Source organism: Acetobacterium paludosum (assembly GCF_008086595.1).
GTDB lineage: Bacteria > Bacillota > Clostridia > Eubacteriales > Eubacteriaceae > Acetobacterium > Acetobacterium paludosum.
Genome location: NZ_RXYA01000012.1, coordinates 58017 through 70942, shown reverse-complemented (window position 1 = coordinate 70942; position 12926 = coordinate 58017). Strand labels below are relative to the sequence as shown.

Sequence of the window (12926 nt, the reverse complement as noted above, 5' to 3'; positions counted from 1 at the left end):
TCCTCCTCTTATCGTTTTTTTTCGAAAAAATCTTTTAATAAATCTTCGCACTGTTTTTCGCAAATACCGGCATATATTTCCATTTTTCCTGGCAGCATGGGATGTTGTCCTAAACGTGCTGTGGACTCAACCCCACCGAATTTTTTTTCAGTGGCGCCATACACAAGCATTGGTATTCTTGCTTGTATAATCGCACCCATGCACATGACGCAGGGCTCCGCTGTTACATACAATTGACAGTCATTTAAACGCCAGCGTTTTAGTTTTTCTGCCCCGGCCCGGATAACCAGCATTTCTGCATGGGCAGTTGGATCTGGCCGCGTTTCTTTTTGGTTATGGGCCTTGGCAATAATTTTTCCTTCGCATACTAAAACTGCCCCGATGGGCACTTCTCCTTTTTCTGCCCCGGCCTGAGCGATCTCAATTGCCATCGCCATATAATCCTGAAATCTTTTATGTCTAGAGATTTTGGCACCTCCTTTATCATTTGTATGATCGGTCAAACGCATTGACTCAGTTTGCCAGTCATCTTCAACTTCAAAAACAAAGCACTCCCAATAATGCTCTAAACCAATCCCCTTCACCATAACCTGTTTTAGGATTATTTGAAGACTGTTTCTGGGCCGTTGCAATCGGCTGAGGATCCGATAGCGATTCCGGCGTTGTTCCTGCGGTAATGTTTAAATTGTTGACTGCCGCTAAAAAGCGTTCGCTTCCAGCTTCCTGTAAATATGTCGTAAATACTTCATCACATGCCGAATATTCATTAAGGATGCTGGCTGTTTTTAACTCTGGATAATCGCTGCTGGTTGCTAAATAGTTATTGCAGGCGATGGTATACATTTGATTGGGATCTAAATCCACGCCGCCAATTTTTGCTGAAAAAACGCGATTCCCTTTTGCTTTACTAAGATCGTATTGGGCTTTAATGCCCCCCCATTGCAAATAACTGCCACTATTACCCGGCCAGGAGTTGTCATTTTTATCCATCGCAACTTGATTGTTGACACCAATTTCGATACTGGTCTCCATCATCCTTAATATATCGGCGCCGGAAACTTTTTTAGTCACTAAATAGTTGCCAAAAGGAAGGACATCAATGACCTGGCCTTTGGTAATATCACCTGCCGCTATTTCAGCTCTTATTCCACCGGCATTTTCAATGGCAACATCAGCGCCGGTTCCAAAAAGATAACTGTCGGCAAGGGCGCGTCCCAAGTTCACTTCTCCCAAACGGACATCTTCCCAGATATTCCCGTTGTTTCCGCCAAGTTTTACCGGCGTATTTCCAATGACTTCATTTTTTATCGGATCTTCCCGGGCTTCAATTGTCGCGATTAGATTGGCTACTGTTGGATCTGCAGGAATGAGCTCATCCGTTGCCTGACTTGCCGTAATCAGCGATTCGGTCTTATTTTCGACCGTATATGACGGTTCATCCACCTGTGTCACGACGCCTTCAGTGTCATTCGTTGGAATTTCCGCTTGTCCTGAAATCTGGTCCTTATCACCTTCAGCTCCACTAACCGCTGCTTCTTCAAGATCATGTTCTTTTAAGGTAATCTCAACTTCACCAACCGCACTGAAATAACAACCGGTTTGAACAATTAAGGTTCCGTTGACTTCCGAATTCTCAATATCGTGAGTATGTCCATCCACAATGACATCAATTCCTGGGACTTCCTGAGCGACAACTTCACTTCGCATCAATTCACCATTATTAGAATCTCCCATATGGGTCAGTGCCACAATCACATCACAGCCCTGAGCCTTCAGAGCCGCAACGGAAGTCTTGGCCGTTTCAATAATCGATTCCTCAGTTCCAAAGGTTAGGCCTTCAACATTACTGGGAGCCGTATCAGAATAAATATCAGGACTGATCAAGCCGAATACCCCGATTTTTATGATTTCTCCGTTGACATTTATTTCTTTTATCAGATATGAATCATTGAAAAACGGCTCTCCGGAATCGGTATAACGCACATTGGCGCCTAATATTTTTGTATTTGCCAGTGCTCCAAGTTCTAAAAGCCTGGCGCTTCCATAATTGAAGTCGTGATTTCCCGGCGCCATGGCGTCAAATCCGACAGCCGCCATGATTTCAGCGATGCTTCCCCCTTTTTCAATGGTCGCAAAGGATTGTCCATGAAAGGTATCCCCGGCATCCACGGTCAAATCCGGACTCTCCTGGGTGATGATGGTTTTAAGCTTGGCATACCCAATGGTTTTACCGATGTTGTAATCATACCGGGCATGGGTATCATTGGTATGGATAATCTTAAGCGTAATCGTTTCATCATTATTTACAGTCGCTCCGAAAACTGTTGATCCCCATAGTCCAAAAACCATTAAAATCATCAGCAATAGACTAAAGGCCTGTTTGCAATTTCTCATCTTCTCTCCTTGATGTTTCTTTTTTTACATTCCTATATCTTGATGTTCATTATATATTCTTTTCAACTTTTTGAAAAGCTCAAAGTATCAGAAACACCCTTTGATATTCCGCTTGTCAATAAACCTTCGATCAAATAAAAAACTGCCTCCTGATTTAAACCAGAAGACAGTTTTTCTTAAATTTCCATACTATATTTTGAGCAAATATTTTTTTGAACTTAATTATTTTCAGTTTATGACAATAGCGCCCGGTTTGTGTATTTTAATAAAACCTTACAGATAGCGGTGGTTAAAATGCCTGCCACGATCGCTTCCGGAACCCCATTGATTCCAATGACCGTTAAAATTACGCCATAGAGCGTTGAAAAGCCTACATTCTTAGCCTGAGCATAGCTTTGGCCAAAAAACAGATAGATACCATTCATAACTAACAGGGTATTCGTGAGCGATCCACCCACTCCGGCAACACTCAGTGCCAACACATCATTATTTTTAATTTTTTTCATCCCTTTGTAAAGATAATAAGGAACAACCCCCACTAATATTCTGGGTACAAAACAAATAACTAAACTCCAGAAATTTCCGGAACTAGTTCCAATGGAATAAAATGGAGTAAATACGAAAGATGTGACCGTCGGATTAAACGTATTATTAATTAAACTCGTCAAGCCAAAGACAAATCCCAGAAAAGCACCATAAAATGGTCCCAAAAGAATACTACCGATAATAACCGGGATGTGGATAATGGTCGCCCGCGTGAATCCCAGAGGGATATACCCCAGAAACGGTGTTGCGGCCAAAAGAACAATGATCGCTACAAAAAAGGATACTTTGACCAAATCGTTGGTCTTTACGTTTTTCATTTGATTACCTCCCGCTATCGTTCCAGTCATGCCGGATACAATGCATCTATATTCTAACTTCTTTCTAACTAAAATTCAAGGAAAACTTGTGTTTACTCTTATCACTTATCTTTGATATAATAGAACCATAAAATACAAATAATAACGGAACTGTCTTAAATAAAGTTCAAAAAGGAATCTAGATGAAAAAACTATTGAAGAATAAAACGGTGGTACTTGGTATTACCGGAAGTATTGCCGCTTATAAAATGGCAAATGTTGCCAGCCGCCTTGCAAAAATGGACTGTGATGTGCAAGTCATTATGACAAAAAATGCACAAGAATTCATTTCACCTCTTGTTTTTGAAAGTTTGACCGGGAACAAATGCATCGTCGATACATTTGACCGCAATATGAGTTATGATATCGCCCATGTTAGTTTGGCAAAAAAGGCCGATCTCTTTATGATCGCACCTGCCACTGCCAATATCATCGGTAAAATTGCCAATGGTATCGCCGATGATATGCTGACGACCACCATTATGGCTTGTCGGTGTCCAAAACTTATTGCTCCTGCCATGAACACGGCCATGTACGAAAACCCCATTCTCCAAAACAACTTAGTACAATTAAAGGGATTTGGTTATAAAATCATTGATCCCGCCGTTGGCATTCTTGCCTGTAAAGATTTTGGAACTGGAAAACTTCCCGAAGAAGATTTACTGGTTGCTCATATTCTCCGTGAAATTGCCTATCATAAGGATCTTTCGGGTAAAAATATATTGATTACCGCTGGGCCCACTTGCGAAGCGATTGATCCGATTCGGTATATCACCAACCACTCCAGCGGTAAAATGGGTTATGCTTTAGCAACCGCGGCTATGCTTCGCGGTGCCAAGGTAACATTGATAAGTGGGAAAACAGCTCTTGTTCCACCTGCTTTCGTTAATCTCATCTCCGTATTTTCCGCCAGTGAAATGTGTGCAGCAGTGATGGATCATTTTGAAGCAACCGACATCGTCATTAAATCTGCTGCCGTCGCTGATTTCAAGCCCAAAACCTATTCTGACGAAAAACTGAAAAAGCGAGCTGGTCTTCCGGAAATACAGTTAACTCCCACCATCGATATTTTAAAAACGATCGGTGAAAAAAAACGGTCTGATCAATTTATTTGCGGTTTTTCAATGGAAACCGAAAATATGATTGAAAACACCAAGGAAAAGCTTGAACATAAGAATGTCAATATGATGGTTGCCAATAACCTCAAAGAAAAAGGCGCTGGTTTTAATACATCCACCAACCGGGTCACGATTATAACCCCGGATAGAGTAGAAGAACTTCCGCTCTTATCAAAGGATGATGTGGCTCATCGTGTTCTCGATGCGATTATAGATGAACTGTAATGACCATTTCGCAACTCAGTCATATTGCCATGGAAATGGGCTTGATTTTGCTTTCAAACGGTGCCGAAACCTATCGAGTAGAGGAGTCGATGCACCGCATCTGCATTGCTTTAGGCGCACGGGAAGCTGAAATTTTTTGTGTTCCGACAACGATTATTATCTCAATCACGATGGATGATATCGAAACCCTTACCCTAACCCGGCGCATTCATACCCGCGTAACGGATTTAACAAAGGTTGATGAATTAAATCATTTATCACGGCAAATTTGTTACGAGGCCATTTCTTATGATGATCTACTCTCGGAAATTAAGCGCATTAACAATGCGCCTGCCTATCCATACCTTTTGCAGGTTTTAGCCTTTGCCTTTATTGCCCAAATGTACACCTTATTTTTTGGCGGAAATTTTCTAGACAGCTGCATTGGTTTTATTATTGGAATCGGCACTAAACTATTAATGGATGTTATGATTCGTCTGGAGACAAACATTTTTTTTATTAACATGGTCGGTGGATTCATTGCCGCCACCGTTGCAGTCATTGCGTCCGGACTGGGATTGACCACCCATATGAATACCATTATCATCGGATCGATCATGACGCTTGTACCAGGACTTGTTATTACCAATGCAATCCGAGATATTATTGCCGGTGATTACCTTGCCGGCTTGACAAAAGGTATCGAAGCTCTGCTTATTGCCGCAGCTATCGCAGCGGGTGTTGCCGTACCACTTAGTCTACTAAGACCTTTTTGGGGAGGATGATCCAATGACTTATTTTTTACCGTGTCTTTATGCTTTTGGTGCCTCTTATGCTTTTGCAATTGTATTTAATATCAAAAAAAACAAACTTCTTTTTTCTGCGCTTGGCGGTTTTGTCGGCCAATTGACCTTTGCGCTCTTTCAATTAATCATTGGCAATGATATTATCTTATCGATGCTTGCTGCCATCGCCATCTCTCTCTACGCCGAAATCATGGCCCGGGCGACCAGTTCACCAACGACGATTTATCTTGCGATTGCCCTGATTCCACTGGTTCCGGGCGGTGGCATGTACTATACCATGTTATATTTTATCAATGGTGATGCTGATCTGGGGCTTTCAACTGGTATCCATACCCTTCTTATCTCAGGTGCCGTAGCTGTCGGCATTATCCTGGTTTCCTCCTCAGTGATGCTGACACGAAAGATTATGATTCGAAGAAAACTTGCCGTAAGAAAACAATTTAAACAGGATAAAAATGAACCATTATCATGATTATAATTTTTATACCCAACAAGGAATAATTAAATGACCTCATTAAAGGCCCCTTACTGATATCCACTGATCAGTAAGGGGCCTTTAAATTCATTCTTTTAAATCAGCAGCAATTCCCGCCGCCACAGCCTTCACATCCTGATGAACTTTGTGATTTCTTAATCATCTCAATAATATCTTCTCTGGTCATTCCGGCCCAGGTGGCAAGATCTGAATTTGCTGGATAGTCTCCCATTTTTTTTATTTCATCATCCACCACCGTGATTGGAAGCGCTCCCATCCCGACGTTGATTAAAGCATCATTTACTTTTATATTTTGAACAAAAGCCTCCGGCGCACTTGAAAGATTATATCTCACAATTTTTTTGCCCATTCCTTCCAGCTCGCTGATAAATGTCGCGATTCGCAATAATTCCGGATCCACACCCGGTCCACATACTCCCGTTGAACAACACATTGCCGGTTCAAATATTTCTACTTTACTCATTTCAATTCTCCTTTTTATTCTTTATTTTCCATAACCTTGAGGATGGGTTCGATGCCATTCCCATGCCGTTTTAATGATGGTATCTAAATCGGCATACGCTGGCGTCCACCCCAACTGATTCCGCGCTTTTGCTGAAGAAGCAATGAGCATCGCCGGATCACCCGGTCGCCGACCAGTCATTTCAACTTCAAATTCTTTTCCGGTAATACTTTTCACACGTTCAATCACTTCTTTCACCGAAAATCCATTGCCATTACCTAAATTGAACACATCACTTTGACCACCCTGGAACAATTTTTCCATTCCCAAAATATGGGCCGCTGCGATGTCCATCACATGAATGTAATCTCGAACGCACGTTCCGTCGAATGTTTTGTAATCATCACCAAATATAGATATTTTTTCCCGCTGTCCCAAGGCCGTCTGTAATATCAATGGAATTAAATGACTCTCAGGCGTGTGATCCTCGCCAATTTCACCAGAGGGGTAAGCACCAGAAGCATTAAAATATCGAAAAATCATATAACTCAATCCATGTGCTTCGCCAATCCACTTCAACATTTTTTCCACTGCTAATTTTGTCTCACCATAGGTATTTGTCGGTTTTTTTGTTGTTGCTTCGGTAATTGGCAACTCCTCCGGTTCCCCATATACTGCCGCTGTAGAAGAAAAAATAAAATTTTTCACTTTGAATTCTACCATAGTTTCTAAAAGACACAGTGTTCCGTAGACATTATTGTTATAATATTTTATGGGCCGTTCCATGGATTCGCCAACCTGGGAATTGGCACAAAAATGCATGACGCAATCAAACTGGTGTTTTTCAAACACTTCTTTTAAAAAATTCTTATCCCGAATGTCTCCTGTTTCAATTATCGCCGCTTTGGGAACTGATCCGATATGTCCAGTTGAAAAATTATCTAACACCGCCACTTCATAATTTTTATTCAATAATTCCCTGACAATATGAGAGCCAATATAACCGGCACCCCCGCATACTAGTATTTTCATGATATCTCCTATTATAGCAGAATGTAATTTAATCATCTGCTTTTATCTTTAAATCAAACTATCTTTTTCCGGCACTTCAAAAACTACTGGACCGACCAATTGTTTTCTTGTTATTGGTGCCTCAAATATTATTATAGTTGATTATATCAAAACAGACTAACAATAACTAGGAAAACAACCTCATCAACTGAAATTTCTGTCATGGTAATACAATTGCAAACGCTGATTAAAATATTTCTTTAAAAAAAGGAACCCCCAAAGGGGCTCCAAAATTGATTGTTCTTTTTTACTACATTTCTGATTTTTGTTTGTAACCCATATAACGTTCGTAAGCTTCTTCTTTTGCTCTTTTATAAAGCGTAGCCGAAACTTCCGGGAAAGTTAATTTTAATGAGGTATAACGAACTTCTGAATCTAAGAAATCAGTAAATTTATCCATATCCGGTGCTTTTGAATCTAAAATAAATGGATTTTTTCCTTCTTCTTTTAAGGTCGGGTTAAATCTGTATAGATGCCAGTAACCCGATTCCACTGCAAAAGCTTCGTGGGATTGAGTTCGACTCATGCCACCTTTAATCCCATGATTGATGCAAGGTGCATAAGCAATGATCAATGAAGGACCATCATAAGCTTCTGCTTCAGTGATTGCCTTGATAAACTGATTTTTATCTGCGCCCATTGCAACCTGGGCAACATAGACATAACCATAGGTAGCTGCCATCATACCCAAATCTTTTTTCTTAACTCTTTCGCCTGCGGAAGCAAACTGAGCAACTGCGGCCGTTGGTGTCGATTTAGAAGCCTGACCACCGGTATTGGAGTAGATTTCCGTATCCACTACAAATACGTTAATGTTTTTATGTGATGCCAGAACATGGTCTAAACCGCCATATCCAATATCGTAAGCCCAACCATCGCCGCCAAATACCCATTGGGATTTTTTGACTAGGTAAGCCTTATTATCAAGGATGAATTTAACCCGTTTTGCCAGCAGTCCGTCAGGAGAATATCCTGCTAACGCTTTAATAAGTTGAGTAGCTGCTATTTTTGAAGCTTCCGGATCATTTCTGCCGTCAATCCATGCATTAGCTGCCGTTTTAACGCCATCCGGAGAATCTCCCGCAATGATTTCCTTGAGATAATTTCCGATGGTGTCGCCCATTTTTTCAGTGGCAAGGAGCATTCCAAATCCAAATTCGGCATTATCTTCAAATAACGAATTTGCCCAAGCCGGGCCTTTTCCTTCGGCATTTTTAGTATAAGGTGTTGATGGCGAAGATGCGCCCCAAATTGATGAACAACCGGTTGCATTGGCCACCATCATACGGTCTCCGAACAATTGCGTAATGGTTTTGATATATGGTGTTTCCCCACATCCAGCACAAGCGCCTGAGAATTCAAGCAGCGGCTGGCAGAATTGGCTTCCTTTAACAGAAGATTTGTTCAATAAACGATCTTTTACTTTTACTTTCATCGCATAATCCCAATATGGAATTTGTGCTGTTTGTGTTTCAATTGGTTCCATCATCAGTGCTTTTGTTTTAGCCGGACAAATATCCTGACAATTACCGCAGCCGGTACAATCCAGCGTACTTACCTGGATACGGTATTCCAACCCTTCAAGTTGTTTTCCTTTCGCTTCAACAGTTGTAAATCCTGCTGGAGCTGCTGCTTTTTCGTCTGCATCCACTAAGACCGGTCGAATCGCTGCATGAGGACAAACAAATGAGCATTGATTACATTGAATACAATTTTCAGGTATCCATTTAGGCACGTTCGTTGCAATACCGCGTTTTTCATAAGCAGAAGATCCTGCCATAAAGGTTCCATCTTCAGCTCCGGTAAATGCCGAAACTTTGATGCTGTCTCCTTCAAACCGGCTAATCGGGCGAAGAATATCTTTTATAAATTTCGGTACATTTTCTGCTTTCGCTTCTTCAGCTTTAAGCGCTTTCCAAGCTGCCGGTATTTCAACTTTGACCAGTGCATTAATTCCCTGATCCACTGCTTCATTGTTCATATCGACAATTTTTTGGCCTTTTTTCCCATACGATTTCTGGATGCCGGCTTTAGAGAAAGTTACGGCATCTTCTATCGGAATAATTTTGGCTAATTTAAAGAATGCTGACTGCATAATCATATTTGTTCGACGGCCCAAGCCAATCTCTTCAGCTATTTTGGTTGCATTGATGGTATAGAACTGAATATCATTTTCTGCCATGTATTTTTTCATGGAAGCCGGTAATTTTTCTTCTAACTCTGTAGCACTCCAAACGGTATTAATCAGGAAGATTCCACCCTTTTTCAGACCCTTTAACATGTCATATTGATTGACATAGGCTTGGGTTGAACACGATACGAAATCCGGATTAGAAATTAAATAGGTCGATTTAATTGGCTTTTTACCAAATCTCAAGTGTGAAACGGTAACCCCGCCAGATTTTTTACTGTCATAATCAAAATACCCTTGAGCATATAAATCAGTATGATCACCAATAATCTTGATGGCTGATTTATTCGCTCCAACGGTTCCGTCAGAACCAAGACCCCAGAATTTGCAGGCAGTTGTTCCTTCTGAAACGGTATCGATATTTTCGCCTAATTCCAAGTTTGTATGGGTCACATCATCAACGATTCCAATGGTAAATTTATTTTTAGGTACATCTAATTTCAAGTTGTCATAAACTGCTTTAATTTGTGCTGGTGTTGTATCTTTTGAACTTAGTCCATAACGGCCCCCAACAATGAGTGGCTGAACTGATTTTCCGTAAAAAACCGTACAAATATCCAGGAATAAAGGATCACCTGTAGAACCAGGTTCTTTAGTTCGGTCTAATACTGCTATTTTTTTCACTGTTTTTGGCAGCACTTTAAATAAATATTCCGGTGCGAAAGGTCTGAAAAGTCGTACTTTAATTAAACCGACTTTTTCACCTTTAGCAGTTAGATAATCAATGGTTTCTTCAATAGCATCTGTTACAGATCCCATTGCAATAATAATATTTTCGGCATCCGATGCACCATAATAATCGAATAAATGATATTCTCGACCTGTTTCAGCAGAGATTTTTTCCATGTAGTCGGCAACAATTCCAGGAACTTTTTCATAAAACGGATTACAAGCTTCACGGGCCTGAAAATAAATATCAGGATTTTGAGCTGTTCCGCGAGTGACCGGGTGTTCAGGATTCAAGGCCCGATTTCTGAATTCCTGTATCGCATCGTAGTCAACTAATTTTTTGAAAACATCATAGTCAATCACTTCGATTTTTTGTATTTCGTGAGACGTTCTGAATCCATCAAAGAAATGCATGAAAGGCACTCTTGATTTAATGGCTGACAAGTGGGCAATCCCCGCTAAATCCATAACTTCCTGAACGCCGCCGGATGCCAATAAAGCAAAGCCCGTTTGACGACAAGCCATAACGTCACCCTGATCACCAAAAATGGATAATGCATGCGCTGCTATCGTACGAGCAGTTACATGAAAAACACCAGGCAATAGTTCACCGGCAATTTTATACATATTGGGGATCATTAACAACAATCCCTGGGAAGCGGTGAACGTCGTTGTCAGTGCACCAGCAGCTAAAGAACCATGAACAGCTCCGGCCGCACCACCTTCAGATTGCATTTCAGAAACTTTTACCGTTTCATCAAAAATATTTTTTCGACCTTGTGAAGCCCAAACATCCGCATATTCTGCCATTGGGGACGAAGGTGTAATTGGAAAAATAGCAGCAACCTCTGTGAACGCATAAGCAACGTGTGCAGCTGCGCTGTTTCCATCCATTGTCATCATTTTTTTTGTCATGATTTTCCTCCTTGAAATTAAAACAGATTATTTTTATTGGTTGAAAAATAGCAAAATTTTATCAACAGAATTATATCATAATAGTTTTTGGGTGTATACACTTTATTAAAGGTAATTTTTAGCCTATAAAACTGTAAAAATCGGATTTGTTTAACCAATCTTTTTTAATGTTATACTTTTTAAGCATTAAGACGTTTTTCAATCGCCGCAATCGTTTCTTTCAGAACCTTAACCCGGGCAAAATATTTATTATTTGCTTCCACAATAATCCAGGGCGCATTTACGGTTGACGTTTTCAGCAACATTTCATCAACAGCAATTTTATAAATTTCCCATTTTTCTCGGTTTCGCCAGTCCTCATCAGTTATTTTCCAACCTTTATGCGGGTTATCCTGTCTTTCAGTAAAACGTTTCAGCTGTTCATCCTGATCAATTTGCAGCCAAAATTTAATGACCACCGCGCCCCAATCAGAGAGTTGTTTCTCAAATTCATTGATTTCCCGGTAACTTCGGTCATACTCTTCCGGTGTACAAAAGCCTTCAATTGGTTCAACCATTACACGACCATACCAGGTACGATCCCATATCCCCAAATGTCCATTTTTAGGAATATCCCGCCAAAACCGCCATAAATAATGATGTTGCCGCTCAATATCACTTGGGCTTGCGGTCGGATACACCGTATATCCCCGGGGATCTAGGTTTCGTGTCAGTCGCTTGATACAGCCCCCTTTTCCACCCGCATCCCAGCCTTCAAATGCAGTAATCAGCGGAATTCTTTCTTTATAGAGTTCATATTGCAATAGCCTGATTCTCTTTTGACAGTCCTTAATCTCTTTCTCATACTCTTCTTCACTGATGATTTGATCTAAAACAACCCCATCAAGCACCTTGGAATGAAATGGCATATCACCGCTATGAATCAGTGGTTTTAGTTCTATTTTCGGTTCGGTGTTAACTTTTTCAATCGCTTTTTCCAAACGGGTTTCCAATGCAGTTAAGACCTTTATTAAAGCGTAATCTTTTTGTTCCCCTTCAACAATGATCCAGGGGGCGCACTCACTATCCGTTTGTTCAAGCCCTCGATTCGCTTTTTCATAAAGCGCCTCGTAGTGTTTATTCTCTTTTTTATCCCGGGGCGTTACTTTCCAGGCGGTGGCATCATTTCCAAGCAATTTGGTAAAACGCTTTTTTTGTTCTTTCTTACTGATATGAATAAAAAACTTCATAATAATCATACCATCATCAGATAAGGTTTGTTCAAATTCATTGCACTGTCTCATCAGTCCCCGCAAATTCAGGTCATCAATGGATTTGCGGTAAATAAGGTCACTATAATAGCTTTGATTAAAAATAGCGATCTGTCCCTTTTCCGGAGTTTTCGTCCAATAACGCCACAAAAACGGACGAAATATTTCATCTTCACTTTCCTGCTTTTTAAAATTATAAACTCTGAATGTACGGGGATCCATCGGCATCAGGAGTTCATTAATTAAGGTCCCTTTGCCGGCCGCATCCCACCCTTCAAAGATCATTAAAACCGGTATACCCATATCATGAACCGTCCGTTGCAGTTCTCCCAGTCGTATCGACAGCCGTTCTTTTTCAGAACGATAAGTCTCTTTGTCAATCGTAACACCTAAATCAATTTTCTCCAGCATAACAACCTCCTGTAAAATCTAATTTTGAATAAATTTTAGAAAAAAAGGGCGTCTGAG

The 12926-nt window shown here is 40.7% G+C and carries 10 protein-coding genes; 3 read left to right on the top strand and 7 right to left on the bottom strand.

Annotated elements, in window-relative coordinates; genetic code table 11:
• Window positions 1-8: 8 nt before the first annotated feature.
• From FZC41_RS12550 to FZC41_RS12540, 3 genes are all read right to left on the bottom strand, one after another.
• The gene (locus tag FZC41_RS12550) at window positions 9-509 is read right to left on the bottom strand and encodes a nucleoside deaminase (protein ID WP_148567754.1); all 501 of its coding nucleotides are present in this window, start codon (window positions 507-509) and stop codon (window positions 9-11) included.
• A gap of 28 nt (window positions 510-537) precedes the next feature.
• Window positions 538-2394, bottom strand: coding sequence for a bifunctional metallophosphatase/5'-nucleotidase (locus FZC41_RS12545; RefSeq protein WP_148567753.1), 1857 nt, complete (start codon window positions 2392-2394; stop codon window positions 538-540).
• Between the two features lie 233 nt (window positions 2395-2627).
• Window positions 2628-3257 (bottom strand): ECF transporter S component, encoded by a 630-nt coding sequence (locus tag FZC41_RS12540; protein ID WP_148567752.1) that lies wholly within the window; start codon window positions 3255-3257, stop codon window positions 2628-2630.
• A gap of 182 nt (window positions 3258-3439) precedes the next feature.
• Here FZC41_RS12540 and coaBC point away from each other — a divergent pair, with 182 nt between their 5' ends.
• From coaBC to FZC41_RS12525, 3 genes are read left to right on the top strand one after another with little or no spacing between them, the layout of a single operon-like run.
• On the top strand, window positions 3440-4639 hold the full coding sequence (gene coaBC / locus FZC41_RS12535; protein WP_148567751.1) for a bifunctional phosphopantothenoylcysteine decarboxylase/phosphopantothenate--cysteine ligase CoaBC: 1200 nt from the start codon (window positions 3440-3442) through the stop codon (window positions 4637-4639).
• On the top strand, window positions 4639-5403 hold the full coding sequence (locus FZC41_RS12530; protein WP_148567750.1) for a threonine/serine exporter family protein: 765 nt from the start codon (window positions 4639-4641) through the stop codon (window positions 5401-5403). Before coaBC ends, FZC41_RS12530 begins: the two co-directional genes overlap by 1 nt.
• A gap of 4 nt (window positions 5404-5407) precedes the next feature.
• Window positions 5408-5896: a threonine/serine exporter family protein gene (locus FZC41_RS12525; RefSeq protein WP_148567749.1), complete on the top strand. Its 489-nt coding sequence runs from the start codon at window positions 5408-5410 to the stop codon at window positions 5894-5896.
• A 103-nt stretch (window positions 5897-5999) separates the two neighbouring features.
• Here FZC41_RS12525 and arsD read toward each other — a convergent pair whose 3' ends face one another.
• The 4 genes from arsD to pap all read right to left on the bottom strand — a co-directional run bounded on the left by arsD (window position 6000) and on the right by pap (window position 12869).
• A complete protein-coding gene (gene arsD / locus FZC41_RS12520) occupies window positions 6000-6383 on the bottom strand; it encodes an arsenite efflux transporter metallochaperone ArsD (protein ID WP_148567748.1) in 384 nt (127 codons plus the stop codon).
• 21 nt (window positions 6384-6404) lie between these two features.
• On the bottom strand, window positions 6405-7394 hold the full coding sequence (gene galE / locus FZC41_RS12515; RefSeq protein WP_205737076.1) for a UDP-glucose 4-epimerase GalE: 990 nt from the start codon (window positions 7392-7394) through the stop codon (window positions 6405-6407).
• Between the two features lie 289 nt (window positions 7395-7683).
• Window positions 7684-11208 (bottom strand): pyruvate:ferredoxin (flavodoxin) oxidoreductase, encoded by a 3525-nt coding sequence (gene nifJ, locus FZC41_RS12510; protein WP_186855152.1) that lies wholly within the window; start codon window positions 11206-11208, stop codon window positions 7684-7686.
• A gap of 179 nt (window positions 11209-11387) precedes the next feature.
• A complete protein-coding gene (gene pap, locus FZC41_RS12505) occupies window positions 11388-12869 on the bottom strand; it encodes a polyphosphate:AMP phosphotransferase (protein WP_148567746.1) in 1482 nt (493 codons plus the stop codon).
• Window positions 12870-12926 lie beyond the last annotated feature (57 nt).